At 57.0% G+C, this 26,928-nt stretch carries 27 protein-coding genes and 1 tRNA gene; 16 read left to right on the top strand and 12 right to left on the bottom strand.

The features are described from left to right. The first annotated feature begins 33 nt into the window (after positions 1–33). From hflK to GGR91_RS02255, 4 genes are all read left to right on the top strand, one after another. Positions 34–1,155 carry a protease modulator HflK gene (gene hflK, locus GGR91_RS02270; RefSeq protein ID WP_183939650.1) on the top strand — a complete coding sequence of 374 codons (1,122 nt, stop codon included), beginning with the start codon at positions 34–36 and terminating at the stop codon, positions 1,153–1,155. Further along, complete coding sequence (hflC, locus tag GGR91_RS02265; RefSeq protein ID WP_183941515.1) at positions 1,155–1,997, top strand: protease modulator HflC; 843 nt, start codon at positions 1,155–1,157, stop codon at positions 1,995–1,997. Before hflK ends, hflC begins: the two co-directional genes overlap by 1 nt. Positions 1,998–2,114: 117 nt before the next feature. Then, a complete protein-coding gene (locus tag GGR91_RS02260) occupies positions 2,115–3,608 on the top strand; it encodes a Do family serine endopeptidase (RefSeq protein ID WP_221204199.1) in 1,494 nt (497 codons plus the stop codon). Positions 3,609–3,647: 39 nt separating this feature from the next. Next, positions 3,648–4,850: a M20 metallopeptidase family protein gene (locus tag GGR91_RS02255; RefSeq protein WP_183939646.1), complete on the top strand. Its 1,203-nt coding sequence runs from the start codon at positions 3,648–3,650 to the stop codon at positions 4,848–4,850. A 26-nt stretch (positions 4,851–4,876) separates the two neighbouring features. Here GGR91_RS02255 and GGR91_RS02250 read toward each other — a convergent pair whose 3' ends face one another. Genes GGR91_RS02250 through GGR91_RS02240 form a run of 3 tightly spaced genes read right to left on the bottom strand, consistent with a single transcriptional unit; the run spans position 4,877 to position 8,562 of the window. Further along, the gene (locus GGR91_RS02250; protein ID WP_183939644.1) at positions 4,877–6,073 is read right to left on the bottom strand and encodes a dipeptidase; all 1,197 of its coding nucleotides are present in this window, start codon (positions 6,071–6,073) and stop codon (positions 4,877–4,879) included. Further along, positions 6,070–7,644, bottom strand: coding sequence for an L-aspartate oxidase (gene nadB, locus GGR91_RS02245; RefSeq protein ID WP_183939642.1), 1,575 nt, complete (start codon positions 7,642–7,644; stop codon positions 6,070–6,072). The genes GGR91_RS02250 and nadB overlap by 4 nt, the downstream gene beginning before the upstream one ends. Beyond that, complete coding sequence (locus GGR91_RS02240; RefSeq protein ID WP_183939640.1) at positions 7,645–8,562, bottom strand: ABC transporter ATP-binding protein; 918 nt, start codon at positions 8,560–8,562, stop codon at positions 7,645–7,647. Between the two features lie 197 nt (positions 8,563–8,759). On the opposite strand from GGR91_RS02240, the gene GGR91_RS02235 reads away from it, so the two are divergent. The 3 genes from GGR91_RS02235 to GGR91_RS02225 all read left to right on the top strand — a co-directional run bounded on the left by GGR91_RS02235 (position 8,760) and on the right by GGR91_RS02225 (position 10,094). After that, positions 8,760–9,239: a DUF4402 domain-containing protein gene (locus tag GGR91_RS02235; protein ID WP_183939638.1), complete on the top strand. Its 480-nt coding sequence runs from the start codon at positions 8,760–8,762 to the stop codon at positions 9,237–9,239. A gap of 72 nt (positions 9,240–9,311) precedes the next feature. Further along, positions 9,312–9,863: a DUF4402 domain-containing protein gene (locus GGR91_RS02230; protein WP_183939636.1), complete on the top strand. Its 552-nt coding sequence runs from the start codon at positions 9,312–9,314 to the stop codon at positions 9,861–9,863. A 39-nt stretch (positions 9,864–9,902) separates the two neighbouring features. Then, positions 9,903–10,094 carry a zinc-finger domain-containing protein gene (locus tag GGR91_RS02225; RefSeq protein ID WP_183939634.1) on the top strand — a complete coding sequence of 64 codons (192 nt, stop codon included), beginning with the start codon at positions 9,903–9,905 and terminating at the stop codon, positions 10,092–10,094. 106 nt (positions 10,095–10,200) lie between these two features. Here GGR91_RS02225 and GGR91_RS02220 read toward each other — a convergent pair whose 3' ends face one another. From GGR91_RS02220 to GGR91_RS02190, 7 genes are all read right to left on the bottom strand, one after another. Next, positions 10,201–10,902 (bottom strand): Crp/Fnr family transcriptional regulator, encoded by a 702-nt coding sequence (locus GGR91_RS02220; RefSeq protein ID WP_183939632.1) that lies wholly within the window; start codon positions 10,900–10,902, stop codon positions 10,201–10,203. A 74-nt stretch (positions 10,903–10,976) separates the two neighbouring features. Then, positions 10,977–11,053, bottom strand: a tRNA-Met gene (locus GGR91_RS02215). Between the two features lie 87 nt (positions 11,054–11,140). Beyond that, a complete protein-coding gene (locus GGR91_RS02210) occupies positions 11,141–11,647 on the bottom strand; it encodes a 2'-5' RNA ligase family protein (RefSeq protein ID WP_183939630.1) in 507 nt (168 codons plus the stop codon). Between the two features lie 220 nt (positions 11,648–11,867). Then, positions 11,868–12,545, bottom strand: coding sequence for a 50S ribosomal protein L9 (gene rplI, locus GGR91_RS02205; RefSeq protein ID WP_183939628.1), 678 nt, complete (start codon positions 12,543–12,545; stop codon positions 11,868–11,870). Between the two features lie 11 nt (positions 12,546–12,556). After that, positions 12,557–12,781, bottom strand: a complete 225-nt coding sequence (gene rpsR, locus GGR91_RS02200) for a 30S ribosomal protein S18 (RefSeq protein WP_143774744.1) — start codon at positions 12,779–12,781, stop codon at positions 12,557–12,559. 3 nt (positions 12,782–12,784) lie between these two features. After that, positions 12,785–13,225 (bottom strand): 30S ribosomal protein S6, encoded by a 441-nt coding sequence (rpsF, locus tag GGR91_RS02195; RefSeq protein WP_183939626.1) that lies wholly within the window; start codon positions 13,223–13,225, stop codon positions 12,785–12,787. A 162-nt stretch (positions 13,226–13,387) separates the two neighbouring features. Further along, on the bottom strand, positions 13,388–14,782 hold the full coding sequence (locus GGR91_RS02190) for a glutamate ligase domain-containing protein (RefSeq protein ID WP_183939624.1): 1,395 nt from the start codon (positions 14,780–14,782) through the stop codon (positions 13,388–13,390). A gap of 188 nt (positions 14,783–14,970) precedes the next feature. Between GGR91_RS02190 and GGR91_RS02185 the strand changes: the two genes are divergently transcribed. From GGR91_RS02185 to mltG, 7 genes are all read left to right on the top strand, one after another. Further along, positions 14,971–15,807 carry an LD-carboxypeptidase gene (locus GGR91_RS02185; protein WP_183939622.1) on the top strand — a complete coding sequence of 279 codons (837 nt, stop codon included), beginning with the start codon at positions 14,971–14,973 and terminating at the stop codon, positions 15,805–15,807. Between the two features lie 36 nt (positions 15,808–15,843). After that, positions 15,844–16,782, top strand: coding sequence for an ACP S-malonyltransferase (gene fabD, locus GGR91_RS02180; protein ID WP_183939620.1), 939 nt, complete (start codon positions 15,844–15,846; stop codon positions 16,780–16,782). Continuing rightward, positions 16,782–17,585, top strand: coding sequence for a crotonase/enoyl-CoA hydratase family protein (locus GGR91_RS02175; RefSeq protein ID WP_183939618.1), 804 nt, complete (start codon positions 16,782–16,784; stop codon positions 17,583–17,585). The genes fabD and GGR91_RS02175 overlap by 1 nt, the downstream gene beginning before the upstream one ends. A 1-nt stretch (position 17,586) precedes the next feature. Then, on the top strand, positions 17,587–18,324 hold the full coding sequence (fabG, locus tag GGR91_RS02170) for a 3-oxoacyl-[acyl-carrier-protein] reductase (RefSeq protein ID WP_183939616.1): 738 nt from the start codon (positions 17,587–17,589) through the stop codon (positions 18,322–18,324). Between the two features lie 93 nt (positions 18,325–18,417). Next, complete coding sequence (locus tag GGR91_RS02165) at positions 18,418–18,651, top strand: acyl carrier protein (protein WP_125229739.1); 234 nt, start codon at positions 18,418–18,420, stop codon at positions 18,649–18,651. A 149-nt stretch (positions 18,652–18,800) separates the two neighbouring features. Next, positions 18,801–20,057: a beta-ketoacyl-ACP synthase II gene (fabF, locus tag GGR91_RS02160; RefSeq protein ID WP_183939614.1), complete on the top strand. Its 1,257-nt coding sequence runs from the start codon at positions 18,801–18,803 to the stop codon at positions 20,055–20,057. Positions 20,058–20,061: 4 nt separating this feature from the next. Beyond that, on the top strand, positions 20,062–21,033 hold the full coding sequence (gene mltG / locus GGR91_RS02155) for an endolytic transglycosylase MltG (RefSeq protein WP_183939611.1): 972 nt from the start codon (positions 20,062–20,064) through the stop codon (positions 21,031–21,033). A 4-nt stretch (positions 21,034–21,037) separates the two neighbouring features. Here mltG and GGR91_RS02150 read toward each other — a convergent pair whose 3' ends face one another. Together GGR91_RS02150 and GGR91_RS02145 are read right to left on the bottom strand one after the other, a co-directional pair. Next, positions 21,038–22,984 (bottom strand): alkyl/aryl-sulfatase, encoded by a 1,947-nt coding sequence (locus GGR91_RS02150; protein ID WP_183939608.1) that lies wholly within the window; start codon positions 22,982–22,984, stop codon positions 21,038–21,040. A gap of 95 nt (positions 22,985–23,079) precedes the next feature. Then, a complete protein-coding gene (locus GGR91_RS02145; RefSeq protein WP_183941514.1) occupies positions 23,080–25,257 on the bottom strand; it encodes a primosomal protein N' in 2,178 nt (725 codons plus the stop codon). 175 nt (positions 25,258–25,432) lie between these two features. On the opposite strand from GGR91_RS02145, the gene fsa reads away from it, so the two are divergent. Both fsa and folE read left to right on the top strand, forming a co-directional pair. After that, a complete protein-coding gene (gene fsa, locus GGR91_RS02140; protein ID WP_183939605.1) occupies positions 25,433–26,086 on the top strand; it encodes a fructose-6-phosphate aldolase in 654 nt (217 codons plus the stop codon). Positions 26,087–26,247: 161 nt separating this feature from the next. Next, positions 26,248–26,883 carry a GTP cyclohydrolase I FolE gene (gene folE / locus GGR91_RS02135; protein WP_183939603.1) on the top strand — a complete coding sequence of 212 codons (636 nt, stop codon included), beginning with the start codon at positions 26,248–26,250 and terminating at the stop codon, positions 26,881–26,883. The last annotated feature ends 45 nt before the right edge of the window (positions 26,884–26,928 follow it).

Here is a 26,928-nt window from a genome sequence, read left to right as displayed (position 1 = left end):
GTTTTTCTGAAAAACCGCTACTACATAGACTTTATGAGCAAAAAAATTGACGAACAGGGGTCACATATTTTGGCGGTAGAAGGCAAAGGACCGTGGGATTCAGACGATTCCCACGACACCGGTACATCCGGTAATGCAAATGAAAAAGGCGGCCGATCAAAGCCTGATCCGGTTAATCCGTGGGACCCGACACCGGAAGGCGCGGCGAAACAATCGCGCACCCGTGGCCCGTCACTGGAAGAATTGCTGCGCCGCAAAGGCGGTGGCTTTGGTGGCATTCCGCAACGGCCCGATGGCAAAAGCTGGTGGCCGCTTATCGTCGGTGGCTTTCTGGTGCTCTGGCTGGCTTGGTCAACGGTTCACCGGATTGGCCCTGAACAAGAAGGCGTTGTAACCCAGCTTGGCAAATATGCCCGCACAGTGCAGCCTGGCATTCGCTTTACGCTGCCCTCGCCCATCGAGAATATCACCAAAATCGATACCAAGCAGATCCAGACGACCTCAATCGGTTCGCCGAAGGCAAGCAGCGAAAATCTGGTCCTGACCAAAGACCAGAGTATCATCGATATGGCCTATGACGTCCGCTGGTCGATCAAGAAGCCGTCGCTGTATCTGTTTCAACTCGACAGCCCTGAAGGCACGGTCAAGGAAGTCGCGGAAAGCGCCATGCGTGCCGCCGTTGCCAATTTTGATCTGACCCAAGCCATTGGCCCGGGTCGTGGCGCAATCGAATTGGAAGTGCGCCGCCGCATGCAGCAGATATTGGACGAATATCGCGCCGGTGTGTTGGTGCAGAGCATTTCAATCCGTCAGTCAGACCCTCCGGCGGAAGTGAATGACGCATTCCGCGAAGTAAACGCGGCGCAACAACGCCGCGAGAGCTATCTGAACGATGCGCGCGCGTATGCCAGCCGCGTTACCGAGTTGGCTCTGGGTGAAACTGCCGAGTTCGACAAGATTTACGTGCAGTATAAGGAAGCGCCCGAAGTCACCAAAAGGCGGCTATATTACGAAACGATGGAGCAAGTGCTGGGCAAGGTCGACAAGACGATTGTCGAAACCGGCGGCGTGACGCCGTACCTCCCGCTCCCTGAATTTCAGAAAAAGGCCGCGCAAAAGGCTGAACCCGTTGTTGTGACAGGAAAAAAGCAATGATGACGAATATCATCAGAAACCCGATTTATCTGGCATTGATTGGGATCGGTACGCTCATTTTGTTGAGTATGTCGGTCACCATCGTCCCTGAGACGCAACAAGCGATTATCAGCAGCTACGGCAAGGTTGACCGCGTTGTGAACAAATATCGTGCGAACGAACAATTTGGCGAAACGCGCGCGGGCCTCACCTTCCGTATACCTTTTGTTGAACAAATCCAGATTGTCGACAAGCGCGTGTTGAGCGTCGAAATGGATCAGCAGGAAGTGCTTTCCACGGACCAGCTGCGGCTGCAAGTTGATGCTTTTGCCCGGTTTCGTGTCACGCAACCCGATGTCATGTATCGGACCATCCGTACCGAAGATCGCCTGCGTGACCAGTTGAAGACAATCTTGGGATCATCGCTTCGCAACGAATTGGGCAAGCGCACCTTTGCGGCGTTGCTCAGCGCCGAGCGCGGCGAAGTTATGGAGAATATCCAGACGGCGTTGAACCGTGAAGCCAAGAAATATGGCGCAGAAGTCATTGATGTCCGCATTAAGCGCGCCGATTTGCCCGCAGCAACGCTGCAGTCGGCCTATAACCGGATGCGCAGCGCGCGTAATCAGGAAGCGATTGCCATTGATGCCGAGGGCCAGAAAGAAGCACAGATTATCCGTGCTGATGCCGAAGCCGAAGCCGCACGCATCTACGCCATAAGCTATGGCAAGGATCCGGGTTTCTACGACTTCTACCGCGCCATGCAGAGCTATCGCCAGACATTCCAGAATGGCGAAGGATCAAGCAACATCATCTTGTCGCCGCAGAATGCTTATCTTGAGAAATTCCGTACCGGGCGTTAGTCGAACGACGGATGACTTTGACCAATTGGATGGCATCCATTCAATTGGCGTTAAGCTTTACCACGCCATCGAATGGCTGACTTTCGGGCCTGCTGCCCAATTGAATATACGAGAGGAATGATATCCGTGCGTTACGCTTATGCAGTTACCACCGCGCTTTTGATGACAGGTGCCGCCGTAGCTTTGGTCAACAACAATCCCGTGACCGCGCAAACCGGCCTTGCTGTTTCGGAACAAGTTAACCTCGCGCCCGGCGGCGCACCGTCAAGCTTTGCAGACTTGGCCGCACAGTTGCAGCCAGCGGTGGTCAACATCGCCACGCGTCAAAAGGTGCAAGTCGCGACCAGCTTTAACCCGCTCACCGGCGAACGCCGGCCCGTAACGCAGGACCAAGCGAGCGGTGGCTCAGGCTTTTTGATCTCGAGCGATGGCTACATTGTGACCAACAACCATGTCGTCGCGGGTGGTCCATCGGGCGACGCCGTTGACCGCGTGACCGTCACCTTGTTTGACGGCAAAGAATATCAGGCCGAAATCGTCGGCCGTGATCCACAGTCAGACATCGCGTTGCTCAAAATCCGTGCGACCGATTTGCCGTTTGTCAAAATGGCAGATTCGAAGAAAAGCCGTGTGGGTGACTGGGTCATTGCAATCGGTAACCCGCTTGGCCTTGGCAACACCGTGACCGCGGGCATCATCTCCGCGCTTCAGCGCAATATTGGCGCCGGTGGTGCCTATGACCGCTTCATTCAAACTGATACCGCGATTAACCCCGGCAACTCGGGTGGTCCGTTGTTCAATCTCAAGGGCGAAGTCGTTGGCATCAACAACCGCCTGATCTCGCCAGTCGGCGCAAATATCGGTGTCGGATTTGCCATTCCTGCAGAAGAAGCCATTCCTGTTGTGGAGTCCCTGAAAAAGGGCGTCCGTCCGGAACGCGGCTATTTGGGGATCAGCATTCGGCCCGTCGATGAGGATACCGCCGACGCGCTTGGTCTGGACAAGAACCGCGGCGAATTTGTCGCCCGCGTTGTTGCTGGCGAAGCCGCCGATAAGGCTGGCCTGAAAGAAGGCGACATCGTTCTGCGCGTCAATGACCGCGATGTGTCGCCTGAAGCCACGCTGTCGTTCATCGTCGCCAATATCAAACCTGGCACCCGCATTCCGCTGGATATCTTACGTGAAGGCAAGCCGCTGAAGCTGACCGCAACCGTTGGCACACGTCCTCCCGAAGAGAAGCTGGCGCAAAGTTTCAATCCTGAAGAAAACAAGGATTTCGACAAGCAAAGCGACACGGCAGATTCAAAGGTCGTGCGTGATGCTATGGGCATCAGCGTTATTCCGCTGGATGCCGAAATCGCGCGCGCTCTTGGCTTGACCACTGATACAAAGGGTGTCGTTATTGACGTTCCGGGCACCGGCACGGGTGCGCAGGTTGGTCTGCGTCGTGGCGATGTCATCGTATCGGCAAACTACAAACCAATAAGCACAGCAGCCGGTCTCGCGGCCGCCCTCAAGGAAGCCCAAGCAGCCGGTCGTGGTGCGATCTTGCTGGGCGTCAAACGTCGCGGTGCTGCCACACAATATGTGACGGTACGTCTGGAAAAATAAGGCAGTTGTCGGCCGCGCCAGGGTGGTGCTAGTTAAGCTATGGACTTAATCAGCACTGACTGGCGCGACGACGCCGAAGACATCCTTCCCGACCTGATCGCGCTGCGCCGCGCCATTCATGCCGAGCCTGAGCTTGGCCTGCAAAACCCCAAGACACTTGTGAAGATAAAGGCCGCGCTTGCTGGCCTGCCGCTGGAGCTGCGTGAAGGGCCATCGACCACGGGGCTCATCGCGACGCTGAAAGGCCCTGCCAATGGCCGTACGGTGCTTCTACGTGGCGATATGGACGCGTTGCCGCTCCATGAAGATACAGGCCTTGAATATAGCTCGCTGACCGAAGGCGCGATGCATGCGTGCGGGCATGATACCCATGTCGCGATGCTTGTTGGTGCGGCCAAGATGCTATGCGCCAAGCGCGACCAGCTGGCCGGCACGGTGCAATTCATGTTCCAGCCCGGTGAAGAAGGCCATCATGGCGCGCGCTATATGCTCGACGACGGCTTGATTGATCCGCTGCCTGATGCCGCCTTTGCCTTGCACATCATGCCCAACGCCCCGCGCGGTGTGTTTAGCGGCCGAAGCGGACCGTTGCTGGCGTCGTCTGACATCCTGAATATTACCGTCAAGGGCGCGGGCGGCCACGCATCGATGCCGCATGACGCGGTTGATCCCATTCCTGTTGCCTGCGAAATCGTATCGGCCATTCAGACGATGGTAACGCGCAAGATTTCCGTATTTAACCCGGCGGTCATTACCATTGCCAAAATCGCAGCGGGCACGACCAACAACATCATTCCGGAAACCGCGCATCTTTTGGGCACTATCCGGACACTGTCGCCGCAGTCACGCGCGCGCGTGGCGGAGGAACTGCATCGTCTCGCCCCCGGCATCGCCGCGGCGCATGGTTGCAGCGCGGAGGTCCATATCGAACAAGGCTTCCCTGTTACCGTCTGCGACGACCGTGCGGTTCAATTCGGTAAAGCCGTGGTTGAGGATATGTTTGGCGCAGAAAGCTGGCTGACGCTCGACACGCCGATCATGGGCGCCGAAGACTTCGCCTATGTCCTTGAGAAGGTGCCCGGCGCCATGTTCTTCTTGGGCGCGTCACATGAGGGCGACGACTGGCGGTCCTGCTGCGGCCTGCATTCCAACCGCATGGTCCTAGACGACAGCGTCATGGCCCGCGGAGCCGCCCTCCACGCTGCAATAGCCGAGCGATATTTGTCCGAAGGTTTTGCGTAACTTTTTATCACGCAAAGCCGCGGCAGCTATTTCCCTGCTGCCTTTTCGACCCCGCGCATGACGCGTATGGCGTTGCCTTGGGCGATTTTGGCGAGATCGCTTTTGGAATAACCACGACGTACCAGTTCCGCGAACAAAGCGGGATAGGTGGATACGTTTTCCAATCCCACGGGCAGTTCATCGACACCGCCAAAGTCGCCACCAATGCCGATATGGTCAATGCCCGCCACTTTGCGGATATGATCGATATGGTCAGCGACTTGGGCCAATGTTGCTTTGGGCTGTGGGTTTGCCGCAATCCATGCGTCTACCGCGGCTTTCTCGCCGACAGGGTTGCCGGAAAACTCGGTTTTCGCACGCCCTGCCACAGCCGACCGTTCAAACTCCCATTGGCGGCGTTCGGGCGAGGTGAATCCGGGGACGAATGTAACCATGACCACGCCGCCATTTTGCGGCAAACGCTTCAACACGGAGTCCGGCACGTTACGCGGATGCGGTGTGATGGCGCGGGCATTGCTGTGCGTGAACAGCACGGGCGCCGTGGTTTTATCCAACACGTCATGCATCGTTGCCTCTGACACATGGCTGATGTCCGCAATCATCCCCAGCCGGTTCATTTCCGCCAGCACGTCAAAACCGAATGGTGAAAGACCGTCATGCTTTGGCGCATCGGTAGCGCTGTCGGCCCAATCGGTCGTCAGGCTGTGCGTGATGGTCATGTAGCGTGCGCCGAGCGCATAAGTTTGGCGCAGGATCTCAAGCGAGTCGCCGATGGAATGCCCACCTTCCATGCCAATCATCGACGCGATCTTGCCTGCCTTCATCGCGCGCTCCACCTCAGCGGCGGTCGATGCATAAGCAAAGTTCTCCGGATAGCGCGCGATCATCTGCCGCACGACGTCAATCTGAGCGATGGTGCGTGTTACCGCCTCATGCTTTGGCAGTGCGGCATCAACATATACTGACCAAAATTGACCGCCGAGGAAACCGGCGCGCGCATTGCGGATATCGGTATGCGTTTTGGCAAGAACATCGGCAGGCAGCGCCGAGAGATTGAATTTCGAGAAATCCCGATCGAACAGTTCCGCAATCTGGTGCGGCGTATCATTATGTCCGTCGATGATCGGGGACTTTGCCAGTACCTCCCGCGCGGTTTCTTCGGGGGTCGCGGCATATGCCGGCGAGAGCGCAACCAAGGCAAAAAGCGGGAGTAGTTTTTTCATGGGACCAACACGGTATCAACCGCCTCCTTTAGCGTTTCGGGATAATCGAGCGTGAAATGCAGCCCCCGGCTTTCATGCCGTGACAAAGCGGACTGAATGATAAGCGCTGCGACCTCAACCAGGTTGCGCAGTTCAATCAGGTCAGGCGTCACACGGAAATGGCTGTAATAATCGGCAACTTCGCTGCGCAACAGATCGATACGGTGCTGCGCGCGCTCCAGCCGCTTTGTTGTGCGGACGATGCCTACAAAGTTCCACATGAATTGCCGGATTTCGCGCCAGCATTGCGCAATGACAACTTCTTCGTCGCTGTCCGTCACACGGCTTTCGTCCCACGCGCGGATGGGCGGTGGTGGCGGCAGGCTGTCCCAATGGGCATCAATATGGCGCGCACAGGCGTCACCAAAGACGAAACATTCCAGCAGCGAATTCGACGCAAGGCGGTTGGCACCATGAAGTCCGCTTTGCGTCACTTCGCCAGCCGCATACAGCCCCGGCGCATCGGTTCGGCCATCAAGGTCAACCAGAACACCGCCGCAGGTATAATGCTGTGCTGGCACCACAGGAATGGGCTCACGCGTGATGTCGATGCCAAGCCCCATCAGCTTTTCATAAATGTTCGGGAAATGCCCCTTCACAAAATCTGCTGGCTTGTGGCTGATATCCAAATGGACATATTCCAACCCGTCGCGCTTAATCTCCGCATCATTGGCGCGCGCAACGATATCGCGCGGCGCAAGCTCTGCGCGTTCGTCATAATCGGGCATATAGCGATGCCCTGTTTTGGGGTTTTTCAGGATGCCACCTTCGCCGCGCACCGCCTCGGTAATCAGGAAGTTTTTTACCTCAAGATTGTACAGGCAGGTCGGATGGAATTGCATGAATTCCATATTCGATACGCGGCAGCCAGCGCGCCACGCCATCGCAATGCCATCGCCTGTCGCACCGCGTGGCGCCGTGGAGTAGAGATAGGTGCGTCCAGCGCCGCCACTGGCCAAGATCGTGGCCCGCGCAGTGAACGCTTCCACCTGCCCCGTCTTGCGGTTGAGCGCATAGACGCCATGGACGCGTCCTGAGGTTGAAAAGCGTTCCTGATGGCGGCCTGAGATCAAATCAACGGCGACCATATCGGGCACCAGCACGATATTGGGATGCGCTCTCGCGGCGGCTTCCAATGCCTGCTGCACCGCCCATCCCGTGGCGTCATCGACATGGACAATGCGCCGGTGGCTGTGGCCGCCCTCACGCGTCAGGTGCCAGTCATTGCCCTCAAGATTAAACGGCACGCCCAGCTTCGCCAGCCGTTCGATGGCCACAGGCGCATTTTCGACAACAAATTCGACGGTCGCACGGTTGTTCAGACCGGCACCCGCGACCATTGTATCTTCGATATGGCTTTCGAAATTGTCGCCGGGCTCAAGCACTGCGGCGATGCCCCCCTGTGCCCAGGCTGTCGCACCATCGGATATCGCGCCCTTTGCCAATACGGCGACTTTTCGGCTTGTTGCGAGCTGCAGCGCAGCGGTTAATCCCGCCGCACCCGATCCGATAATGAGGACATCGACGTCCATTTATGCACTGCTTGTGAGACGCAGGAAAACGTCTTCAAGGTCCGCTTCCTTGGTTGTCACGTCCACAATCCCAAGACCGAGTCCCTGAATGGTCGTCAACACTTCGCCCGCGTTCATCCGGTCCTTGTTATAGGTAATCTCGATTGTGCGCTCATTCACCAATTCGGATTTTTCAAAGGCGTCATGGGTCGGCGCGACAGTGACATCGCGATCGAGCGTCAGAACAACGGCCTTTTCCCGCGCCATGCCGACCAGCTCGCGCGTTGGCTTGTTGGCGATCAGTTGCCCATGGTTGATGATAGCGATGCGATCACACAATTGTTCTGCTTCTTCGAGATAGTGGGTGGTCAATACCACGGTCACGCCCTGCTTGTTCAGTTCAAGCACATAATCCCACAATTGCTGACGCAGCTCGATATCGACACCAGCCGTGGGCTCGTCGAGCACGATAACCGGCGGTGCGTGAACCATGGCTTTGGCTACCAGCAAGCGTCTTTTCATGCCGCCCGACAATGTCCGGGCATAGGCATCAGCCTTGTCCTCCAACCGGACAGCTTTCAGCAGTTCCATCGTCCGCCGCTTGGACTTCGGCACGCCATATAGACCCGCCTGCAATTCAAGCGCTTCCTTCGGTGTAAAGAACGGATCGAACATGATTTCCTGCGGGACAATACCGATCGATGCCTTGGCATTGCGTGGGTTGGCATCGATATCAAAACCCCAGATCGATGCGGAGCCGGAGCTTTTCATGACCAACCCGGCCAATATGTTGATCAGCGTGGATTTACCCGCGCCATTCGGCCCCAGAAGGCCGAAAATAGATCCCTGAGCAACGTCAAAACTGACATCGCTCAGCGCCTGTTTGCCGCCGGCATATTTTTTGGAAAGATTTTTGATGGAGATAGCTTGTTCAGACATATGTATGCGATAGCGAACGCCGCCCTTCTAAGCAATCACGGGAAATGACAGGTACAGAGAAGGAGATGTACTGCTGCTAATGATCAACCAAATCCTGAAGGTTTAAATTAACCATTATTGTGTATATCTGTGACATGTCAGACACCGAGCACACATATTTTTGCTGTGTTTTTGCGGTAATTGCCATGCTTGTGGCTATGCCTTCGTCAACACGGGCCGCACCTGCCACCGGCGAGGCGCAGATTGTCATCGTCACGCCATTGACATTCACTAACAATGAGGATCTCAATTTTGGCCGTATTATTCCTGCAAATGTTGCAGGAACGGTTTCAATATCTGAGACGAATAGGCGAACCACCACCAATGGCATCGTTCCCGTTGGCAACGATTATCAGGCAGCGCAATTTGCCGGTCTAGCTGCGCAAGACCAACGCGTGCGTATTCGCATTTCCCCGACGGTGATCAGCTTGATTGGCCCAGGTCCAGCAATGACCGTGGACATTTTTGCGATCGGGCCAGAGGCTTCGTTGGCGCAAATTGGAAATTCGCCCAACTACCGCGTGGTGCGGGCTGACGGCATATTCCAATTTGCAGTGGCTGCACGCTTACATGTCGGCGCGCATCAGCCTGCGGGCACATATTCTGGGTCATTTACTGCGACGTTGGATTACCAATGAATCGATGCAGGCATGGGAATTGTTTCGCGGATCTACAGAATATTTTTACTTTTTCGGGTTAATGGCTTGAGCATGATCAGGACCAACCGATTTTTTCAACGCACAGCAACGGCATTACTGCTCGCTGCTTTTGCAATGATCGCGGCGCAACCTGCTTATGCTGGAACGATGCCCGGCAACGGTGAAATAACCATTGTCAGTCCCTTATCCTTCGTCATCGACGACAATCTCGATTTTGGAACGATCGTTCGGGGAACAACAGCCGGCACGGTCACCGTCACACCCACAGGAACGCGCACACAAACAGGCGGTGTCACCTTAATCAATGGTGGCGGACATAAGCCCGCATTGTTTGCCGGCCAAGGGACATTCCTGCAACGCGTCGAAATCTCGCTTGGCGCAAGCAGCATTTCGCTGACTGGTCCGGGCGCCCCTATGCAGGTCCGCGATTTTGTCCTCGGCAGTACGCCGACGGCTGTTTTGACAACTACGCCGTTAAGTTTTCGGATTGCAGCGTTGAACGGTGTTTTTTCATTTCCGGTCGGCGCCACGCTTGATGTTGGCGCAAACCAAGCACCCGGCGTGTATTCCGGAAACTGGTCGATCACGCTCAATTACTTCTGACCCGTTGCAGCCCCGCAGCGCTTTTGCTACGCGCCGCCCATGAATAACGAACCTGAAACGATCCGAGTCCGTGAACCGCGCGTTGCTTGCGACGGCAGCGGTGATATCCCTGCCGCATTGGGTCACCCCCGCGTCTGGCTTCAGATTGATGAAAAAGGCTATGTCGATTGCGGCTATTGCGACCGGCATTTTGTGCTTGTCGGCGGCCCTGCGGATAACGGCAAAGACTAAAGCCCCGGGTTAAACCAATATTTCCTGCGCTGGACCTTGGCCAAGGAAATCGGCGGGACGGGCGCTGGCACCATATGCGCCAGCCGGGCGGATTATAAAAAGCGCCTTATGCGGCAGCGGAAAGATCCTGAAGCCGCGCACGGTCTTGAATGGCCACCGTCCGGCGGTCTGGCAAGTTGATGACACCGTCGGCTTTCAACAACGATAATTGCCGGCTGACTGTTTCAATGGTCAAGCCAAGAACATCGCCCATCTGTTGACGATCGAGCGGCAATTCAAACGCATCCAAAGCGTTGTTGTCCGCCGAACAACCCGTCTCACCAAGTCGCGCAGACATTTCGAGCAGCAAGGTCGCAATGCGCTCCGTTGCGGTCTTTTTCCCCAACAGCAACATCCATTCATGGGCGCGATCAAGTTCAGTCAACGTACGCCGCAGCAGCTTATGCTCCAGTTCCGGATGCTGCCGCGCGAAGCTGTCAAAAGTGGAACGGGAAAAAATGCATAATTCGGCATCTGTCAGCGCGGTGACGCTGTAGGGGCTTTGCTGACCAAAGGGACGGCCGATAAAATCTGAGGCGAAGACAAGGCCGACAATCTGTTCGCGCCCATCCGAAATGCTCATGGACACTTTAAGGACGCCTTCGATGACGTTGGCGACGACAACCGAATCATCGCCTTCCCAAAGCACCGTCTGTCCCTTTGCCACACGTTGCTTTCGGCCAAGCTGGCCCAGCGCATCAAGTTCATCGGGTTCGAGGCCGGCGCAAATTGCACGGTTACGCACAACGCATTGGGAGCAGTCCTTCATAACCCAAGCTTAGCTGGCGCCTTAGCGACGGGCAAGCTCATGATGCCGTCTGCCCAATCGTATATGTGGGAGGATGGTAGCGAAGGAGGGACTTGAACCCCCGACCTATGGATTATGATTCCACCGCTCTAACCAGCTGAGCTACTTCGCCATCCAAGCGTGAATCCCGGCGTTTGCGGGGAAGCACGCGGCGCTATAAGCGTGGGGGTTGCATGGGTCAAGGGCTGCGAAACGTTATTCAGCCGCGAAATGCCCATCTGCCAATCTGTTCCCACGGGCCGCCGCGATAATAATAGGCAGCGAGGCCATAAATCGACAAGAATCGCGGCTGAAAATTGCTGGAAAGCATATCGTAGAGCGCTTTTGCAATTGCGGGTTCGACCTTGTTCTGGACGGTGATGTGCAGCCGCGGACGCGCTTGGTCCTGCGGAATCAGCAAGCCGCGAAACGCTTCGGCCAATGCGTCGCGAATCGAGAGGAGTTCCGGGCTTTCAACGTGATAAGCCACGCCGCCGCCCAGCTGCATAAGTTCACTTAAACGGGCCTTCGGCGCAGGACATTCCGCCGCAAGAGCCGCCAAGCGGGCTTTGACCTCGGCAATATGGCTTGGGGGCAAATGATGGAACAGCGTAATATGCGCATCGACCATGTTGCGGTCGGCAGGATAATGCGCGCGCCGCAAACCATTGGCCCACGCCTGATCCGCTTTGCCCATTTCGGCGGTGATGATGATGGGTGCGGTCATGGACTGGCTTTAACGGTGTGGGCACGTCACCGCTACCACGCACTTGTCATCTCCAACTTGATTGGGGATCCATGGTCTAACTTGTCGGTTCAAGAGGAGCGAGTAAACCATGGATTCCCGCCTACGCGGGAATGACACTGGATAGGCATTGCAAAGCCAGACACAAAAAAACCGCCCAGTCTTGCGACGGGGCGGCTTTTTGTTTTTTAGGTGCGAAAGCTTACGCTTCGTCGGCCTCGGCCGACAAACCACCGGCAGCTTCAGCAGCAGCCTTGGCAGCAGCTTGCTCTTCGCGGCGCTTTGCGTTTGCAGCGGCTTCAGCTGCATCCGCAGCGTCGGCAGCGACTTCAGCTTCAACCTGCGCTTCAATGACTTCAGCAGCGATCTCGGCCTGTTCTGCTTCGAACATCTGGTCGAGAACGTTGACGCCGTCCTTCTGCAGCTCAGCTTCGTCGTCCGAACGGGCCACATTGACCTGAACCGTAACCGAAACTTCGGGGTGCAGAACAACCTTAACGTCAAATACGCCAAGCGTTTTGATGGGGCGTTCGAGAACGATCATCGACTTGGTAACCTTGGCGTCCTGAGCGACCAGACCGTCAACGATATCCTTAACCGAAACCGAACCATAAAGCTGGCCAGTTTGCGAAGCCGCACGGATCAGAACGATCTGCTTGCCTTCGACGCCGCCAGAAGCCTTTTGCGCTTCTTCACGACGGGTTGCGTTGTCGCTTTCAATTTTCGCGCGGTTGGCTTCGAAAACCTTGCGGTTTGCGTCGTTCGCACGGAGCGCTTTTTTGTTTGGCAACAGGAAGTTACGGGCATAGCCGTCCTTCACAGTGACAACGTCACCGATTGCACCAAGCTTTTCAACGCGTTCGAGAAGTATGATATCCATGTTTCGGCTCCTTACTTCACGATGTACGGCAGAAGGCCGATGTGACGGGCGCGCTTGATAGCTTGGCCCAGCTCACGCTGCTTCTTTGCCGAAACGGCGGTGATGCGTGATGGGACAATCTTGCCACGCTCTGAAATGTAACCCTGAAGCAGGCGTACATCTTTATAATCAATTTTCGGCGCATCTTTACCCTGAAATGGGCAGGACTTGCGGCGACGGAAAAACGGACGTGCCATAATTTAAGCCTCCTGCTCTGCACGGGGTGCGCGATCGGGACGGTCGCCACGATCTGGACGTGGGGCACCGCGATCACGGTCGCCGCCACCGAATCCACCGCGCTCGCTGCGCTCTGGACGGTCGCTCTTGCGCATCATGACCGATGGGCCCTTTTCATGCTCGTCAACGCGGACAGTCATGTAACGAATGATGTCTTCGTTCATACGTGTCTGACGCTCGAGCTCGGCGATGGTGTCGCCATTGGCGTCGATGTCGAGCATTACGAAATGCGCTTTGCGGTTTTTCTGAATTTTGTAAGTCAGTGTGCGAAGACCCCAAGTTTCAGTCTTTACGACCTTACCTTTATTGTCTTCCACAATCTTGGTGGCAACTTCTGCCAGCGCATCAACCTGGGCCTGTGAAAGGTCCTGACGCGCCAAAAATACATGCTCGTACATTGGCATGGGCGTTTCCTTGTTCCTACCGATCGCTGACGCAGCACCATGCATACGCCCCTCCGGCCTTCTTCGATTCCACAAGGGTTACCCCAAGTGAAGTGGCGCGCTTAGGTGGGATTTACGGGAAAAGCAAGCGATTCGCCGGAATGGAGCGACGTCGCGTTATCGCTAGGCACCAAGCCGCGCCAAAATACCTGCCGCAAACGCGCTCAACGTATCATCCCGCGCGCCCATGATGACGATACGGTCGCCGGGTTGCGCGAGATTAACCATGCGGTTGCCGCAATGTTCGCGCGCCGGGATATATTCGGCATTTTGGCCGGCTGCAGTGACAGCGTCGGTGATGCTTTGGCTGCCGATGCTTTTGTCGACAGTGCCACCAAAATAGACGGGATCGCAGAGGATGAGGTGATCGTCCTTGCCAAGCATGTCGGCAAAAACGCCCGCCAATTCAGCGCCCATCACGCGGATCGGGCCGTAGCCATGCGGCTGGAAGAAGGCGATGATCCGGCCCGGGAAGGCTTTGAGTGTTGCAAGCGTTGCGGCGATCTTGTCGGGGTTGTGGCCGAAATCGTCGATGACAGTGATGTCGTTTGCGGTGCCAACAATGTCGAAGCGGCGCGCGAGGCCGTTGAAACGCTCTATCGCGCGAACAGCCTGCGCCACGGTTACGCCGAGCGCGGTTGCAGCGGCGATGGCGGCCAGTGCGTTGGCAATATTGTGGCGGCCGGGGACGATGAGCGCGACGTCATGGGTATCGCCCATTGCGTGGAGCGTGAAACGGCTGCCCAGCGGCAGGTCCACAATATCGGTCGCGCGGAAATCAGCCTGCGCTGCAAAGCCGAAGCTGATGGCCCCTGCCAGCGCCAAGGGTTCCATGAGCGCCACAGTCTCCGCGTCATCGGCGTTCCACACGCATGTATTTGCTTTTTTGGCAAAGTCACCAAACAGCTGGCGCAATTCTTCAAGGCTTTTATGGTCGAGACTGACATTGTTCAGCACCGCGACTTCGGGGGCGAACAAGGCGATAGAGCCATCGCTTTCGTCGACCTCCGAAACAAAAATGTCCCCCTGCCCCACGCGTGCGCTGGCAAAAGGCGCGTCATCGGCGACGAAATTTTTCATTACCGCGCCGTTCATGATGGTCGGGTCCAGCCCTGCATCGGTCAATATCCAGCCGATCATGCCCGTGACGGTCGACTTTCCGCTGGTCCCGCCAACGGCAACGCTGCGCGGCGCATTGTTGAACAAATCCGCGAGCAGCTCGGCGCGCGTCATGCGGGCGCAGCCCAAGGCATTCGCTTTGGCAACATCAGGCACGCTGTCTTCAATAGCGGCAGACGCAATCAGGATTTGGTCACCGCTGATAAGGCCGCTGCCGTCCTGCGCAAACAGGTCGATGCCAAGGCTTTGAAGCCATTCAAACTTGGCGCCCAAGCGGCCCTGATCCAGCGCGCGGTCCGACCCGACGACGGTTGCGCCTGCATCGCGAACGATATTCGCCAAGGGCAACATGCCCGAACCGCCAATGCCACAGAAGAAATAGGATTTGTTTTTGTGCATAAGCGTCGGTTATTGGGTAGGAAGGGATTTGGCAATGGCAAGCGAAGGTAACCGCAGTCCTGCGCAGCAGTCGCATCGCGGCTGCGCCGGTCAAAGGGCGGATGTCAGCGGTGAAGCACCCTTCGACTTTTCGCCAGCGCTTGCGCGCTGACGGCTCAGGGCTACGGTGTGGGGATGGAAGGTTTTTCATGAAAATCGGGATATGCGCGCCATCGACGCCCTTTACGCGTGAAGACGCTGCACGCGTTTCGGCGCTTGCCGCAACATCACATCCAAGCGCGGAACTTTACTTTCACGATCAATGCTTTGCCGAGGCGGGGCATTTCGCGGGTTCCGATGACGAACGGCGCAACGCTTTTGTGGAACTTGCCAATGACCCCAGCTTTGATGCGGTCTGGTTTGTCCGCGGCGGATATGGCGCATGCCGGATCGCGGAAGACGCCGTCGCGGCTCTAAAGCCCGCAGCAGCTGACAAGATGTACATGGGCTATAGCGATGCCGGCAATTTGCTCGGCGCTTTATATGGCGCGCGCATTGGCCGCGTGTGCCATGGCCCCATGCCCGCAGACATACGACGCGCAGGCGGCGAAGCAGCCGTAACCCGTGCGCTCGACTGGATCGTGCACCAATCGCCGCACGCGCTTGAGCCGCATGTGCAGGCCGGGGAAAAACATGCTGCGTTCAACCTGATGACGCTGGCCATGATGGCCGGAACGCCCTTGATGCCCGATCTGAATGGCCATGTGTTGATGGTCGAGGAGGTCAGCGAATATCTGTATGGATTTGACCGGGCCTTTTTCAATGTCAGCACCCATTTGCAATCGGCGGGCATCGCCGGATTGCGGCTTGGCCGGGTCAGCGATGTGCCCGACAATGACCGGCCATTTGGCGAAGGTGCAGAAGATATTGCAAAGCGCTGGTGCGCGAAGACGGGCATCGCCTATCTTGGCCGCGCGGACATCGGCCATGACGCCGATAACCGCATCGTGCCGTTCGGGCTTGCAACATCCAGCGCCGCACCATAGGCGATTTGGCACAAACACGGACTAACGGGAGCGAATATGCGCGCATTTATATTTCCAGGACAAGGCAGCCAGGCGGTTGGCATGGGCAAAGCGCTCGCGGACGCCAGCCCGACCGCCCGCGCGGTGTTTCAGGAAGTCGACGAAGCGCTTGGCCAACATCTGTTCCGGTTGATGTGTGATGGCCCCGAAAGCGAGCTTACGCTGACCGAAAATGCGCAGCCTGCGATTATGGCAAATGCCATTGCGACGTTGCGCGTGCTCGAAACCGAAGGCGGCGTCCGCCTGTCGGAGAAATGCAATTTCGTCGCGGGCCATTCCTTGGGCGAATATAGCGCGCTGTGTGCCGCTGGCGCATTGCCATTATCCGTGACGGCGGCATTGTTGAAGCTTCGTGGTCGCGCCATGCAGGCCGCTGTCCCCGTTGGTATTGGCGCGATGGCTGCGTTGCTTGGGGCAGACATCGAGAAAGCGGAAGCATTGGCTGCGGCTGCGGCGCAGGGCGAAACCTGCACCGTTGCAAATGACAATGACCCGTCGCAGGTGGTGATTTCAGGGCATAAAGGCGCAATTGACCGTGCCATTGAACTTGCCAAGGACCATGGAATCAAACGCGGCATATTGTTGCCGGTGTCGGCACCCTTTCACTGCCCATTGATGCAACCAGCCGCCGATGAAATGCAAAGCGCGCTTGGCACGACGACCATTCATGCGCCGTTGGTCCCGCTTTTTGCCAACGTGACGGCAGCGCCGGTGTCCGAGCCCGACATCATCGCCGCGCAATTGGTGCAGCAGGTAACCGGCCGCGTGCGCTGGCGTGAGTCCGCAATCGCGATGGCAGAGACGGGCGTCACCCATTTCGTTGAGTTCGGCGGCAAAGTGCTATCACCCATGGTGAAGCGCAGCACGCATGAAGACATTACCACCACGAGCGTCATCAGCATGGATGACATCGAAGCTTTGTTGAAAGCGATATAATGACGGACCAAATTCTCCAGTCGCGCGATGGCGGCATATTGACCATCACGATGAACATGCCGGAAAAGCGCAACCCGATATCGGACGTCGGCGTCGTTGAACAAATTTGCGATGCCTTTATGGCTGCGGACCAAGATATGTCGGTGCGCTGCGTCATCCTAACGGGTGCGGGAACGGTATTTTCATCCGGCGGCGACCTGAAACAGATGCGCCCCGACAGCGGCGGCCTGCGCGCCGGATTGCCAGCCGAAACGCGGCGGAACTATAAATATGGTATTCAGCGGCTCCCGCTGATGTTTCAGGCGCTTGAGGTTCCCGTTGTTGCGGCCATCAACGGCCCCGCCATTGGCGCAGGGCTTGACCTGACCACGATGTGCGACATCCGTATCGCGGCTGCGTCAGCCAAATTCGCGGAAAGCTTTGTGCGCTTGGGCATTACGCCGGGTGACGGCGGTGCATGGCTTTTGCCGCGCATCGTCGGCTTCTCCAAAGCGACCGAGCTTGCGTTGACGGGCGAAACCATTGACGCGGCAGAGGCGCTGCGCATCGGCCTCGTGTCCGAAGTTGTGGACGACGCCGATCTGATGGCTGCTGCGCGCAAGGTGGCGGACAAGATCGCCGCCAACCCGCCACATGCCGTCCGCATGACCAAGCGGCTGTTGCGCGAAGGCCAGACGGCGGACCTGAAAAATATCCTCGAAATGTCCGCCGCGATGCAAAGCCTTGCGCATGCCACCGCGGATAATGACGAAGCCATCACCGCGTTTCTCGAAAAACGCGCACCCGAGTTCAAGGGAGAATAATATGTTTGATCTTACTGGCATGACTGCACTCGTCACCGGGGCATCGGGCGGCATTGGCAGCGCAATCTGCCACGCGCTTGCGACGCAAGGCGCGCAGCTGGCTGTTTCTGGCTCCAACGTCGAAAAGCTGGAGGCGTTTCGCGCATCATTGGGCGGCGATCATGTCGCCGTGCCATGCAACCTTGGCGACAAGGATAGCGTTGAAGCGCTTGTCCCCGCTGCGCTCGAAAAATTGGGCAAAATCGACATTTTGGTCAACAATGCGGGCGTGACACGCGACAATTTGACCATGCGTATGAAGGATGAGGAATGGGATGACGTCATCCGCATCAACCTCGAAGCGACATTCCGCCTCATGCGCGCTGCGACCAAACCGATGATGAAAGCGCGCTTTGGCCGTATCATCACGATAACCAGCGTTGTGGGCACGACGGGCAACCCCGGACAGGCCAATTATGCCGCATCGAAAGGCGGCCTCACCGCCATGACCAAGGCGATTGCGCAGGAACTGGCAAGCCGCAACGTCACCGCAAACTGCGTCGCACCGGGCTTCATTGCGACCGCGATGACCGAAACTTTACCCGATGCGCAAAAGGAAGCGCTAAATGCGCGCATTCCAATGGGACGCATGGGTGAAGGCGCGGATATTGGCGCTGCAGTGGCGTATCTCGCGTCGAGAGAGGCTGGCTATGTCACTGGCCAGACAATCCATGTAAATGGCGGCATGGCGATGCTTTGACGCATAACCGTCGCTTGCCACTTGCCAGCGGGCAATCTGGACATTAGGGCGATTACTGAAATTCATCCTCCCAACAATATAAGGGGCACAAAAATGAGCGATACCGCAGAACGGGTCAAAAAAATTGTAGTTGAGCATCTCGGCGTTGAAGCTGACAAGGTCACGGAAGCTGCAAGCTTCATCGACGATCTTGGCGCAGACAGCCTCGACATCGTCGAACTCGTCATGGCGTTCGAAGAAGAATTCAACGTTGAAATCCCTGACGATGCGGCTGAAAAGATCGCTACCGTTAAGGACGCGATCGACTTCATCAACAGCAACGGCTGAACCGTCTCGCGCGCTATGTTGCGCGGGCAGTTATAAATTCCAACGGCTTTCCGACCGGCGTCAACAGCGCTACCGTCGGAAAGCCGTTTGCATTTTGGCACTTGTTCGCGGTAATGGGCTGCGAAGATTAGCATTTTGGAGATAACGCAATGCGTCGTGTCGTGGTCACTGGACTGGGTCTGGTCACACCTTTGGGGGCTGATGTCGAAACGACATGGTCCAACCTGATTGCTGGCAAATCCGGCGCAGGCATGATTACGCGTTTTGACGCCAGCGACCATAAATGTCATATTGCCTGTGAGGTTAAGCCAAAGGACCACGCATGGGGCTTTGACCCCGACAAGCGCGTTGACCACAAGGTTCAGCGGCAGGTTGATCCCTTTATCATTTACGGCATCGATGCCGCAGGTCAGGCATTGGAAGACGCCGGTCTCACCGAATTGACCGAAGAACAAAAGGTACGCGCTGGCTGCTCCATCGGATCCGGCATTGGCGGTCTGCCCGGCATTGAAAGCGAAGCATTGCTGCTCGCGGAAAAAGGCCCCGGCCGCGTCAGCCCGCATTTTGTGCATGGTCGGCTCATCAACCTGATCTCTGGTCAGGTAAGCATTAAATATGGCCTGAAAGGCCCCAATCACGCCGTGGTGACCGCATGTTCCACCGGCGCGCACTCCATTGGCGATGCCGCGCGCATGATCCGTGATGATGATGCGGACATTATGTTGGCTGGCGGCGCAGAGGGCACGATTAATCCACTGGGCATTGCGGGCTTTGCGCAAGCGCGTGCATTGAACATGAGCTTTAACGACCGTCCCGAAGCCGCAAGCCGCCCTTATGACAAGGACCGTGACGGTTTTGTTATGGGTGAAGGCGCAGGCGTTATCGTTCTGGAAGAATATGAGCACGCAAAGGCGCGCGGCGCTAAAATCTATGCCGAAGTTGTTGGCTATGGCCTTTCGGGCGACGCCTATCACGTCACCGCGCCACATCCCGATGGCGACGGTGCCTATCGTTCGATGCAAATGGCGTTGAAAAAGGCGGGCATGACGCCAAGCGATATTGATTATATCAACGCGCATGGCACATCGACGATGGCCGACACCATCGAACTGGGTGCCGTAAAGCGTTTATTTGGTGATGCGATTGCGAACGTCTCCATGAGCTCGACCAAGTCCGCCATCGGCCATCTTTTGGGCGGCGCTGGCGCGGTCGAAAGCATTTTCTGCATCCTCGCGCTCCGCGACCAAATCGTTCCGCCAACGCTCAATCTGGACAATCCGGATGAAGGCACTGAAGGCGTCGACTTGGTGCCGCATGTGGCCAAAAAGCGTGAAGTGAAAGCTGTGCTGAACAACAGCTTTGGCTTTGGCGGGACCAATGCCAGCTTGATCATGAAGGCGATCTAACGATATGCGCCGCCTCGCCAGATGGGCGATATTAGCGGCGGCGCTGCTGCTTGCTATCATTGCGGGTAACTTCATCTACGGCTGGACCGCACCCGGTCCGCTGGAGCGCGAAGTTACCGTCGTTATCACGCCCGGCTCCAGCATCACGCTGGCCGCACAGCAGCTTGAAAAAGACGGCGTCATCAAGTCCGCCGATGCGTTCGTAAACCGCGCGCGAATTTTTGGCGGCACCAGCACGATTAAGGCGGGCGAATTCATCATCCAGCCTCAGGCTTCGAATGCCGAGATATTGTCCATCCTGACCGGCGGAAAAACTGTCCAGCGGATGGTCACGATCCCTGAGGGGATGCCATCGATCATGGTCTACGAACGCTTGATGGCGAATGACCGCCTCAGCGGCACTATCGCAATGCCGGCCGAAGGCTCCGTGCTTCCCGACAGCTATGCCTTTGGCGTAGGCGAGCCGCGCGCGGCCGTGCTCAAACGCATGCAAGACGCGATGACAAAGACAATGGACGAACTTTGGCCAGAACGTAGCCCCAACACGGTCGTCAAAACGCGGCTTGAGGCGTTGACGCTGGCGTCGATTGTCGAAAAGGAAACCGCGCTGAAATCCGAACTGCGGATTGTGGCCGGGGTATATTCCAACCGCCTGCGCAAGGGCATGATGCTTCAGGCTGACCCGACCATCATTTACCCGATTACCAAGGGCAAACCGCTTGGCCGCCGCATCCGCAAATCCGAAATAGGCGACGTCAATGGCTATAACACTTATGCGATGACGGGTCTGCCAAAGGGCCCGATTGCCAATCCCTCACGCGCGGCGATTGCCGCTGTGTTGAACCCGCAAGCGACGAGCGCCTTGTTCTTCGTCGCCGATGGCAAGGGTGGCCATGTGTTTGCCGACACCCTGCAAGAGCACAACGCCAACGTCAAAAAATGGTACGCAATCCGCCGCGAACGCGGGGAAATGTAATCCTTTAAGGTTCGGCGATGTTGAATGCGCCCGGCATGGGGTCAAGCGCCGCCTGAAGCTTGTCGACAACCGACCGGTCGCCTTCGATCTTCAGCCCAGCCATTTGCAATTGCGCTGCCGGCATTTTCAGGAATAGCAGAGCCAGGAACAATTGACGCGGTCCGGATATAGTTACGGCTGGCGCGGCATGGCCTGTTCCCATTTCGCTGATCATCACCGCATTGCCGACGGTGACTTTTGCTGTCTCTTTCCGGTCCGAAATCACAAAATTCAGCGTCAGTGCGGCATTACCGATAATCTTCGGATCCAATCGGGTTGCGACAGAATCGAGCAACAGGCCAGTTGGTATCGCTGAAATCATGTCGATGCTTTGGGTACTTACGCCCGCCTTCATGCCGCGCCGTAGCTCGGCCGCACCGGTCAGAAACATGTTACGCCAAATCGCGGACTCCGCCTGATAGCCTTGCTGTTCATAGCTGTCGGCAAGCAAAGCGCGGCCCTCAACATTTTTGGGATCGGCAAAAACCAATTGGTTCAACAGGTCCGAAGACCAGCGATAGTCCCCCGCCTTCATGGCCTTTTTGGCCGCTGCGAGCAGCTTCTTTGCCCCGCCCATTGCGGCCACCATTTTCGCCGCGCGAACTTCAGGCGGGTGGGGGTTAAGATTGGCAGGGACGGCGTCATACCAGCCAAGATAATATTGATACACGGCCTTCGAATTGTGGCTGTAGGTGCCGTAATAGCCCTTGTTGAACCATTGGTCGCCAATCGCTGGCGGCGCTTTCAACGCTTCGGCAATTTCGACTTGGGTCATGCCCTTGTTCATCATGCGGACTGTCTGGTCGTGCAAATAGCGATAGTTATCGCGTTGGCCCGACAACCAGCCTTTGACCTCGGACTGTCCAAAGCGTGGCCAGCAATGGCTTGAGATGATGGTGTCGCTTCGGTCGCCGTACAGGTTGACGGCTTCGTTCAGGAATCCGGACCAGCTGAGCGCATCGCGTACCTTGGCACCGCGCGGCGTCAGAATATTGTGCAGGCTGCAGGTGGCTATTTCTGCCGCCAAAAATGTGCGCGCTGCCGGGATATAAACGTTCATTTCGGCTGGCGCTTCTGTCGCGGGCACCATTTGAAATTCGAGATTCACACCGTCAATTTCGCGCACTTCGCCGGTTTTGCGAATGTCGATGGTTGGCGAAATGAGCGTAATGTCACCGCCGCCAATGCCTTTGCCGATGCCACTGCCCATTTGACCCTGCGGCCCCGGTGCCAAGTTGGTGCCAAATTGGAATGTCGCCCGCCGTCCCATCGCTGGCCCGGCCATCACATTTTCAGACGCGGTTTCAGCCAGAAAATGTTCGGGCGCGATAATGGTGACTTTGCCCGCCTTAACATCGGCTTCATTGACGATGCCGCGCACGCCGCCAAAATGGTCGCCATGGCTATGGCTATAAATGACGGCAGATACAGGGCGTGTACCCAGCTTTTCATTTACCAGCTTCAGCGCCGCGGCGGCGGTATCCCGGCTGGTCAACGGATCGATGATAATCCAACCCGTTTGCCCTTTGATGATGGTCATGTTGGACACATCAAACCCGCGCACTTGCCACATATTGTCGGTCACCGCATATAGGCCATGCTTGCGCAAAAGCCCCATGTGCCGCCACAGGCTGGGGTTTACCGTGTCCGGTGATGCCGAATTGCCCATCCAGTCATAAGCGCCCAAATTCCAGACAGGCTTGCCATCTTTGTTCGTGATAATGGGGTCTGCAAGCGTTCCGATAAATCCGCGATCTGCAAATTCGAGGTCACGACCATCGTCCACCGGAAGCTGGGCCGCCATGCTGCGCTGGGCGGCAATGGTCGCGTCCGATGCTGGCTTGGCGTCTTGCGCAAAAGCACCTGTGGCCGACGCCGTGCTCAACAGCATGGCGCATAAGAATTTCTGCATGTTGGTCTCTCCCCCAAAATTTTTTTGGACGATGCATCATAAGGCCGCGCAGGTAAATCCGGTTTTTCGACCCGGGATTATCCAACCATCAGAATTTATAAGAAACTATACGGATCGACATCCACCCCGACCCGAACGCTCCGGGGAAAATGCACGCTGCCCAGCCATTCGCGAATGATGGTCTGCACCTCGACCGAACGTTGTGCATGCACCAACAGCCGCTGGCGGTACCGGCCACGCAGCATAGCGAGCGGCGCTGGCGCAGGGCCATAGACATACATGCCGTCAACCTGCGGCGCGGCACCACCGACCGCGCGCGCGGCTTCAATAGCCTCGCGTTCGTCTTCTGATGAAATGATAATCGCCGCAAAACGCCCGAAGGGCGGCGCGCCTGCGGATTTGCGTTGCTCGGTTTCCGCATCGTAAAATGCGTCGCGGTCCCCTGCGACCAACGCGGCGATGACGGGATGGTTGGGATTACGCGTCTGTATGAAAACCTCACCCGGCTTTTCGCCACGCCCTGCCCGGCCAGCCGCCTGCGCGATTTGCTGAAACGTCCGTTCGGCCGCGCGCAAGTCGCCGCCTTCAAGACCAAGGTCGGCATCAATCACGCCCACCAAGGTCAGCTCGGGAAAGTGATATCCCTTGGTCACCAACTGCGTGCCAATGATGATATCGACCGCCTTATTTTCAACCCGCGAGACGAACTCGGCGGCTTTTTCCGGCGACCATAATGTGTCCGATGTCGCGACGATGGTGCGCGCATCGGGCAACAGGCGATTAACCTCGTCACAAATCCGTTCAACGCCGGGGCCACAGGCGACGAGCGTGTCGCTTTCACCGCATTCAGGGCATTCCTCCGGTGGCGGCATGACATGGCCGCAATGGTGGCACGCAAGCCGGCGAACCAGCCGGTGTTCGACCATCCAGCTTGTGCAATTGGGGCATTGGAAGCGGTGGCCGCATGTCCGGCACAAGGTGAGCGGCGCAAAGCCACGTCGGTTAAGGAACAGCAGGCTTTGCTCACCGCGCTCCACCCGCTCTTCCAAGGCCTTGAGCAATGTGGGTGCAATCCAATGTTGACGCTCGGGCGCGTCCAAGGTGAGGTCAATCGCCTTGATCTCCGGCATTTTGGCCGCGCCGAAACGGGACGGGATTTCCAACCCCTTATAGCGGCCAATCGTGACCATATGGCGCGATTCCAACGCGGGCGTGGCCGACGCCAGCACCACCGGAAAGCCTTCAAAGCGGCCACGCATCACGGCAACATCGCGGGCGTGGTACCGCACGCCATCTTCTTGTTTGAAACTGCTCTCATGCGCTTCGTCGACGATGATCAGCCGCAGATTGGCAAAGGGCAGGAACAAAGCCGATCGTGCCCCGACAAGCACCTTTGCACTGCCGTCCGCAACCGCGCGCCACACACGGCGGCGCTGCGTTGACCGCAAATTGCTATGCCATACGGCAGGCTCCACCCCGAAACGGGCTTCAAAGCGGGCCAGAAACGGCGCTGTCAGTGCGATTTCGGGGAGCAGGACGAGAACTTGCTTGCCCAGACGAATAGCCTCAGCAACCGCTTCAAAATAGGTTTCGGTTTTGCCAGATCCCGTCACGCCGTCGAGGACGAAGGTATCAAACCCGCCCGAACGGACGGCGGTGACCATTGCGTCTGCCGCGACCATTTGCGCGTCATTCAATTTTGGCGCGCCGAAATCCGCGAGCGGTTCAGGCAGCGGAGAATCCACGCTGATCGTAACGGGTTCAAAGGCCCCTGCCTTGATCAGCCCGCGGATGACAGCATCGCTAACCCCTGCTTCTGCCGCAAGTTCACGAACAAGGCCTTGCGCACCCTCCAACGCGTCCAGCGCGGCGGCGCGTTGCGGGGTCAGCCGTGCGGGTTCAAAGCCGGTGCGGCGATATTCAATGATCGTACCAGACACCGTAAACGCCGCAGATGACGCCAGTACCATACGCAACACCGCGGCATGGCTGGTCAGATAATAATCAGCGACCCAGTTGACGAGGCGGCGCAGCCCGTGCCCAAGTGGCGGACAGTCGAGCAGTTCCAACACCGGCCGAAGTTTGCTGGCATCGACTGCTTGATCGCCAAAAACATCATCATCCCAGATAACACCCGGCAATTTACGCGGCCCCAGCGGGACCATCACCACGCACCCGGGGCCCGCCTCCATACCCGCAGGCAACCGATAGTCGAGCGGACCAATCGCTTGCGTCAACAGGACGACACGGACACGGTTGGTGGGCGGATTCATCCCGTCGATATAGGCAGACAAATGGGGGACGTCACCCACCTATCCCCGCCAATTCAAAAGCATGTTCCTTTGGCGTGATATATTACGGCAAATCCGCACGGAATATTGCCTGTCATTTCCACGTTAACTTTGCCAATAGGCAGTATACCGAATCTACTATCAGGAATAACGTGCCATGAAATTTTTTGCCGACACCGCTGACATTGCCGATATCAAAGATCTGGCAGCGACTGGCTTGCTTGATGGCGTCACCACCAACCCTACACTGATTGCCAAATCGGGCCGCGATTTCATTGAAGTCACCCGCGAAATTTGCGCGCTGACCGATGGACCTGTATCGGCCGAAGTCGTTGCGCTGGATCATCCAACGATGATGAAAGAGGCGGAAATCCTCCGCAAGATCGCAAGCAATGTCTGCATCAAGGTGCCATTGACGATTGATGGTCTGAAAACCTGCAAAGCGCTGACATCCGAAGGGACCATGGTCAATGTGACCTTGTGCTTCTCTGCAAATCAGGCGCTGCTTGCGGCCAAAGCCGGTGCAACATTTGTGTCGCCCTTCGTCGGTCGTCATGATGACAACGGCTTTGACGGCATGCAGCTGATCAGTGACATTCGCCTGATTTACGACAATTACGCATTCGACACGGAAATCCTCGTCGCCAGTGTGCGCCATGGTGTGCATGTGCTTGAAGCGGCGAAGATCGGCGCTGACGTGATGACTGCACCACCTGCGGTCATCAAGGGCCTGTTCAAACATATCCTGACAGACAAGGGCATTGAAGGCTTTTTGGCGGACTGGGCGAAGACTGGTCAAGCCATCGGCTAATGCTATCGGCGCGGCTCTGCTTGAAGCAATAGCCGTGCATGAATATGATATCGCATCATGGTGAAATGCCTATGGGTTATTCGCCGTATAGTTTTTAAAGGCGGGCGGACCTATTTTGGGGAATAAGAAGAGCGGGCAATTCAGACCGCTGGAGACCCAAGATGACCCAGCCCGAAAAGGTGTTTCCCATCGCACATATACATTATGAAGACGAAATTGGTGAGAACGGCAAAATTGTCGTTCCTGACGACGTTCAAGACGCCATTCGCACGTTAATCCGTTGGTCCGGCGATGACCCAGCCCGTGAAGGCTTGCTGGATACACCCGCACGCGTTGGACGGGCTTGGCGCGAATATTGCGCAGGCTATGCGGAAGACCCGGCGGCGCATCTGTCGCGGACCTTTCAGGAAGTCGGCGGATATCACGAGCTGGTACTGCTGAAGGATATCCCGTTCCAGTCCCATTGTGAGCACCATATGGCACCGATCATTGGGAAGGCGTCCATCGCCTATATGCCAACGGATCGCGTTGTCGGCATTTCAAAGCTGGCGCGCGTGCTCCACGGTTTTGCGCAACGCCTTCAGGTGCAAGAACGCCTGACCGCCGAAGTCGCAAACTGCATTTGGGAACATCTGAAGCCAGAGGGCGTAGCCGTTGTCATTGAGGCGCAACATGGTTGCATGACGGGCCGCGGTGTGAAGGTGCATGGCGTTGGCATGGTCACGTCAAAGCTTATCGGCTGCTTCCTTGACGACCAATCCAGCCGCAAGGAAGTCATGAGCCTGATGGGCTACTGATTACGGCATTGCTGCCCGGTTCGAACGCACTTATGGGTGGGGGCA

Source organism: Sphingorhabdus rigui (genome assembly GCF_014196595.1).
Lineage (GTDB): Bacteria > Pseudomonadota > Alphaproteobacteria > Sphingomonadales > Sphingomonadaceae > Sphingorhabdus_B > Sphingorhabdus_B rigui.
The sequence above is the reverse complement of the archived record's forward strand: the minus strand, read 5'-3'. Positions and strand labels throughout refer to the sequence as shown.

Excerpts from the sequence above, each read along its gene's own strand:
- folE (WP_183939603.1), top strand. The coding sequence starts at position 26,248 with ATGACCCAGCCCGAAAAGGTGTTTCCCATCGCACATATACATTATGAA.
- GGR91_RS02190 (WP_183939624.1), bottom strand. The coding sequence starts at position 14,782 with ATGCACAAAAACAAATCCTATTTCTTCTGTGGCATTGGCGGTTCGGGC.
- hflC (WP_183941515.1), top strand. The coding sequence starts at position 1,155 with ATGACGAATATCATCAGAAACCCGATTTATCTGGCATTGATTGGGATC.
- GGR91_RS02175 (WP_183939618.1), top strand. The coding sequence starts at position 16,782 with ATGACGGACCAAATTCTCCAGTCGCGCGATGGCGGCATATTGACCATC.
- GGR91_RS02250 (WP_183939644.1), bottom strand. The coding sequence starts at position 6,073 with ATGAAAAAACTACTCCCGCTTTTTGCCTTGGTTGCGCTCTCGCCGGCA.
- GGR91_RS02225 (WP_183939634.1), top strand. The coding sequence starts at position 9,903 with ATGAATAACGAACCTGAAACGATCCGAGTCCGTGAACCGCGCGTTGCT.
- rpsF (WP_183939626.1), bottom strand. The coding sequence starts at position 13,225 with ATGCCAATGTACGAGCATGTATTTTTGGCGCGTCAGGACCTTTCACAG.
- fabF (WP_183939614.1), top strand. The coding sequence starts at position 18,801 with ATGCGTCGTGTCGTGGTCACTGGACTGGGTCTGGTCACACCTTTGGGG.
- GGR91_RS02185 (WP_183939622.1), top strand. The coding sequence starts at position 14,971 with ATGAAAATCGGGATATGCGCGCCATCGACGCCCTTTACGCGTGAAGAC.
- rplI (WP_183939628.1), bottom strand. The coding sequence starts at position 12,545 with ATGGATATCATACTTCTCGAACGCGTTGAAAAGCTTGGTGCAATCGGT.
- rpsR (WP_143774744.1), bottom strand. The coding sequence starts at position 12,781 with ATGGCACGTCCGTTTTTCCGTCGCCGCAAGTCCTGCCCATTTCAGGGT.
- GGR91_RS02260 (WP_221204199.1), top strand. The coding sequence starts at position 2,115 with ATGATATCCGTGCGTTACGCTTATGCAGTTACCACCGCGCTTTTGATG.
- nadB (WP_183939642.1), bottom strand. The coding sequence starts at position 7,644 with ATGGACGTCGATGTCCTCATTATCGGATCGGGTGCGGCGGGATTAACC.
- GGR91_RS02255 (WP_183939646.1), top strand. The coding sequence starts at position 3,648 with ATGGACTTAATCAGCACTGACTGGCGCGACGACGCCGAAGACATCCTT.
- mltG (WP_183939611.1), top strand. The coding sequence starts at position 20,062 with ATGCGCCGCCTCGCCAGATGGGCGATATTAGCGGCGGCGCTGCTGCTT.
- GGR91_RS02150 (WP_183939608.1), bottom strand. The coding sequence starts at position 22,984 with ATGCAGAAATTCTTATGCGCCATGCTGTTGAGCACGGCGTCGGCCACA.
- GGR91_RS02220 (WP_183939632.1), bottom strand. The coding sequence starts at position 10,902 with ATGAAGGACTGCTCCCAATGCGTTGTGCGTAACCGTGCAATTTGCGCC.
- GGR91_RS02230 (WP_183939636.1), top strand. The coding sequence starts at position 9,312 with ATGATCAGGACCAACCGATTTTTTCAACGCACAGCAACGGCATTACTG.
- fsa (WP_183939605.1), top strand. The coding sequence starts at position 25,433 with ATGAAATTTTTTGCCGACACCGCTGACATTGCCGATATCAAAGATCTG.
- hflK (WP_183939650.1), top strand. The coding sequence starts at position 34 with ATGAGCAAAAAAATTGACGAACAGGGGTCACATATTTTGGCGGTAGAA.
- fabG (WP_183939616.1), top strand. The coding sequence starts at position 17,587 with ATGTTTGATCTTACTGGCATGACTGCACTCGTCACCGGGGCATCGGGC.
- GGR91_RS02235 (WP_183939638.1), top strand. The coding sequence starts at position 8,760 with ATGCCTTCGTCAACACGGGCCGCACCTGCCACCGGCGAGGCGCAGATT.
- GGR91_RS02145 (WP_183941514.1), bottom strand. The coding sequence starts at position 25,257 with ATGAATCCGCCCACCAACCGTGTCCGTGTCGTCCTGTTGACGCAAGCG.
- GGR91_RS02165 (WP_125229739.1), top strand. The coding sequence starts at position 18,418 with ATGAGCGATACCGCAGAACGGGTCAAAAAAATTGTAGTTGAGCATCTC.
- fabD (WP_183939620.1), top strand. The coding sequence starts at position 15,844 with ATGCGCGCATTTATATTTCCAGGACAAGGCAGCCAGGCGGTTGGCATG.
- GGR91_RS02240 (WP_183939640.1), bottom strand. The coding sequence starts at position 8,562 with ATGTCTGAACAAGCTATCTCCATCAAAAATCTTTCCAAAAAATATGCC.
- GGR91_RS02210 (WP_183939630.1), bottom strand. The coding sequence starts at position 11,647 with ATGACCGCACCCATCATCATCACCGCCGAAATGGGCAAAGCGGATCAG.